Source organism: Actinophytocola sp. (genome assembly GCF_045807065.1).
GTDB lineage: Bacteria > Actinomycetota > Actinomycetes > Mycobacteriales > Pseudonocardiaceae > Actinophytocola.
The window spans coordinates 1-4,272 of sequence record NZ_JBJMIE010000224.1 but is presented as its reverse complement, the minus strand read 5'-3'; the positions used below and the strand labels follow the sequence as shown (position 1 = coordinate 4,272).

The 4,272-nt window shown below is 73.9% G+C and carries 1 protein-coding gene; it reads left to right on the top strand.

What is annotated here, in order from left to right:
* Window positions 1-4,272: beta-ketoacyl synthase N-terminal-like domain-containing protein (locus ACJ73U_RS13165; protein WP_407777873.1), on the top strand; the 4,272-nt coding region annotated here is incomplete at both ends.

Here is a 4,272-nt window from a genome sequence, read left to right as displayed (position 1 = left end):
TGCTGTGGCCGCTCCCGCTGTTCCACAGCCTCTCGCACATCGCGTGCGTCCTCTCCGTCACCGTGGTCGGCGCCACCGCCCGGATCATGGACGGGAGTTCCATCGAGGACGTCATCAGGGCACTGCGCGAGGACGAACCGACCTACCTCGCCGGTGTGCCCACCACCTACCACCACCTGGTGCGGGTGGCCAAACAGCACGGGTTCTCGGCACCGGGCCTGCGGATCGGTCTGGTCGGGGGCGCGGTCCTCGGGTCCGGGCTGCGCCGGGAGTTCGAGGAGATCTTCGGGGTCCCGCTGGTCGACGCCTACGGCAGCACCGAGACGTGCGGGGCCATCACGATGAACCCACCGGACGGTCCCCGGGTCGAGGGCTCCTGCGGCCTGCCCGTGCCGGGCGTCGGGGTCCGCATCGTCAACCCCGCCACCGGGACCGACGTGCCCGCCGGCGGGGAGGGGGAGGTGTGGGTCAGCGGGCCGAACGTCATGGTCGGCTACCACAACAGTCCGGAGGCGACCGCCGAGGCGATGCGGGACGGCTGGTTCCGGACCGGCGACCTGGCCAGCCGTGACGACGCCGGCTACGTCAGCATCCGAGGCCGCATCAAGGAACTCGTCATCCGCGGTGGCGAGAACATCCACCCCGCCGAGGTGGAGGCGGTCCTGCGCACCGTCCCGGGCGTCGCCGACGTGGCGGTGGCCGCCGCGCCGCACGACACGCTCGGCGAGGTGCCGGTCGCGTACGTGATCCCCGGTCCCGCCGGGGTCGACGTCCAGGCGCTGGTGACCCGGTGCCGCGAGCGGCTCTCCCCCTACAAGGTGCCCGAACAGGTCCGCGAGGTCACGGCCATTCCCCGGACCGCCTCGGGCAAGATCCAGCGACGGCTCCTGGCCGACCAGCCGAGCCGCCTGCGGTACACGGCGAGCGGACACCACGACGCCCTGCTGAGCGTGGACTGGGTCCCGGTGACCGCCCCGACGACGCACAGGGCGCGGAACTGGGCGGTGGTCGGTCCCGCGCCCGCACTCGTCAGCGCCCTGGCAGCACACGGCGCGGTGGTGCGGCAGTACCCGGACCTCGCCGGGGTGGCCGGTGCGGCCGCGGTGCCGGACGTGACGGTTCTCGTCCCACCGGCCGAACCCGCGCGGGACCCGGTCGCCGCGGGACGGGACAACGCCCGCCTCCTCGCGGAGGACGTGGACGACTGGCCGGCACGACCGGAACTGGCGGCCTCCCGGCTCGTCGTCCTCACCCGCGGCGCGGTCGCGGCCGGCGCGGCGGACGGTGCGCAGAACCTGGCCCACGCGCCGCTCTGGGCCCTCGCCCGGTTCTTCCCGGACGTCGCGCTCACCGTCGTCGACCTCGACGGCGACACACCGGCCGACCCGGACATCCTGCTGACCGCCGTCGCGTCGAACGAGCGGCGGGTCGCGGTGCGGTCGGGTGCACTGCTGGCACCCCGGTCGACCCGCCTGCCCGTGGCCGACCTGCCGCGGGCGCAACCGTGGCCGGGTGCCGCCGGCACGGTCGTGGTCACCGGAGCGGACACCCAGCACGGCGCGTGGCTGGCACACCGGCTGGCGACCGTCCACGGGGCGGAGAGCCTGCTGCTCGTCGGTTCCCCCGGCCGCGAACCGGACACCGCCCGGGTGGCCGCCGACGGGAGGAATCCCGAGCCACTGCGTGCCGCGTTGGCCCGCCTCCGTCAGCCGGTGACCGCGGTGGTGCACGTCGCCGACGATCCCGAACTGGCCCTGCACCTGGACGAGATGACCGCCGGCGACGGGCCCGCCGCGTTCGTCGTGGTGTCCGACGTCGCCGGATTCGCGGGGGCGCCCGGAAACCCCGACGCGGCCGTGAACAGCGTCCTGTCCGATGCCGTGGTGCGGGCCCGTCGGCTGCGGAACCTGCCCGGTTCCTTCCTCGGTTGGTCCCCCGACACCGGACGGCTGGCCGACCTGTTCGCCGCGTTCGACCTCGCCGTCACGGCGAACCACCCGTCGCTGCTGGCGATGCGGGCAGGCGAACCGGACGAGGAGATCCCGTCCGGACAGAGCGAGCCTGACGGCGCCGTCACGACGGCCCTGCGTGGCCGGCTGTCCGAACTGGACGAGCGCGCGCAGCTGGCACTGCTGGAAGACCTGGTCCGGACGCAGGCCGCCGTCGTACTGCGAGAGCCGGGCCCCGAGTCGGTCCCGGCCGACCGCGCCTTCCGCGACCTGGGTCTCACCTCCGTGGCCGTCGTCGAACTGCGCAACCGGCTGACCGCGAGCACCGGGCTGCGGCTGCCCGCAGCCGTCGTCTTCGACCACCCCACGCCGCTCGCGCTGGCGGCCCGCCTGCGGGCGGAGGTCCTCGGCGTCACCCGACCCGGCGGCGAGCCGGATGCCGAGCCGGCCGAGGCGGCCGACCCCGGGGAACCGATCGCGATCGTGGGCATGGCCTGCCGGCTGCCCGGTGCGGTGACGGGACCGGAGGACCTGTGGCAGCTGGTGGCGGACGGGGTCGACGCCGTCTCCGGGTTCCCCGGCGACCGGGGCTGGGACCTCGACCGCCTGTTCGACCCGGACCCGGACCGCGTGGGCACCTCATACACGGACCAGGGCGGTTTCCTGCGCGATGCCGGGCTGTTCGACGCGGGGTTCTTCGGGATCTCGCCCCGTGAGGCGTTGGCGATGGACCCGCAGCAGCGGCTGCTGCTGGAGACCTCGTGGGAGGCGCTGGAACGGGCGGGCATCGACCCGCTGTCGTTGAAGGGCGCGGAGGTCGGGGTGTTCTCCGGCCTGATGGGCCAGGGCTACGGAGCGGGTGCGGTTCCGCCGGAACTGGAAGGGTTCACGACCACCGGGTCGGCGTCCAGCGTGGCGTCGGGCCGGGTGTCCTACGTGTTCGGTTTCGAGGGGCCGGCCGTGACGGTGGACACGGCGTGTTCGTCGTCGCTGGTGGCGATCCACCTTGCCGCGCAGGCGTTGCGGTCGGGGGAGTGCTCGCTGGCGCTGGCCGGCGGTGCGACCGTGATGGCCACGCCCGGGACCTTCGTGGAGTTCTCCCGGCAGCGGGCACTGGCCCCCGACGGGCGGTGCAAGGCGTTCTCGTCGACGGCCGACGGGACCGGCTGGGCCGAGGGCGCGGGCGTGGTCGTACTGGAGCGCCTGTCGGTGGCGCGGGCGCGTGGGCACCGGGTACTGGCTCTGCTGCGTGGATCCGCACTGAACTCCGACGGCGCGTCGAACGGCCTGACGGCGCCGAACGGTCTGTCGCAGCAGCGGGTCATCCGCCGCGCACTCGCCGCGGCGGGTCTGACACCGTCCGATGTGGACGCCGTGGAGGCGCATGGCACCGGCACCGCGCTGGGCGATCCGGTCGAGGCGCAGGCGTTGCTGGCCACCTACGGGCAGGGCCGGGACCCGCGGCGTCCGTTGTGGTTGGGGTCGTTGAAGTCGAACATCGGTCACACGCAGGCGGCCGCGGGGGTGGCCGGTGTGATCAAGATGGTGCAGGCGCTCCGGCACGGCGTCCTTCCGGCGACCCTGCACGTGGCCGAACCGACGTCCGAAGTGGACTGGTCCACCGGTGCCGTGGAGTTGCTGACCGAGGCCCGCGACTGGCCGCGCGGTGCTCGACCGCGGCGGGCCGGGGTGTCCTCGTTCGGCATCAGCGGGACGAACGCACACGTGATCCTGGAGGAGGCTGACGAGCCGGCAGAGCACCCCGCGAGTGGGGCGAGCCAACCGAACACCGTGCCGCTCGTGCTGTCGGCACGCGGTGCCAGGGCGTTGGCGGGGCAGGCCCGGCGGCTGGCCGCATTCCTCGACGGTGCCGCACTGGAGGACGTGGCCGGGGCGCTGGTGTCGAGCCGGGCGGCGCTGACCGAACGGGCCGTCGTGGTGGCGGGATCTCGTGCGGAAGCACTGGCTGGGCTGGGTGCCCTGGCACGCGGTGAGGACGCACCCGCTGTGGTGACCGGCAGCGCGGCGGTGCCGGCGAAGGTCGTGTGGGTGTTCCCGGGCCAGGGCACCCAGTGGGCCGGGATGGGCCGGGAGCTGCTCGATTCCTCCCCGGTGTTCGCCGAGCGGATCGCCGAGTGTGCTGCCGCGCTGGAGCGGTGGGTCGACTGGTCGCTGGTGGATGTGCTGCGTGGTGATGTCGAGCCTGAGCTGCTCGATCGGGTGGATGTGTTGCAGCCTGCTTGTTTCGCGGTGATGGTGGGGTTGGCGGCGGTGTGGTCGTCGGTGGGTGTGGTGCCGGATGCGGTGGTGGGGCATTCGCAGG